Source organism: Microbacterium sp. GbtcB4, from assembly GCF_019091465.1.
Classification (GTDB): domain Bacteria; phylum Actinomycetota; class Actinomycetes; order Actinomycetales; family Microbacteriaceae; genus Microbacterium; species Microbacterium paraoxydans.
The window spans coordinates 1-240 of sequence record NZ_JAGXJJ010000471.1; the positions used below are offsets into that span (position 1 = coordinate 1).

The following is a 240-nucleotide window of genomic DNA, read 5'->3' on the forward strand; positions in this document are numbered from 1 at the left end:
GCCGCCGAGGCAGGGGCGCGTCCTCTGCTCGCCGCGGGTCGGATCGCGGCCGACGCAGACACGAGCCTCTTCGCGGAGGCGGTGTCGTTGACCGCGCTGGCGGGGTCGACGACCGCCGCCCTGTCCGATCCCGCACGCTGGCTGCGGGTCGCGGGCGCGGCTCTCGCCCGGACGCGGTGGCCGGCCCCGACGCCCCTCCTGCGGGGGCGACGACGGGGCGGACACGGCCATGCGTTGACA

At 78.3% G+C, this 240-nt stretch carries 1 pseudogene; it reads left to right on the plus strand.

The window, feature by feature from the left end:
• A pseudogene (locus KVS71_RS18505) lies at positions 1-240 on the plus strand (hypothetical protein); the annotation flags it as partial.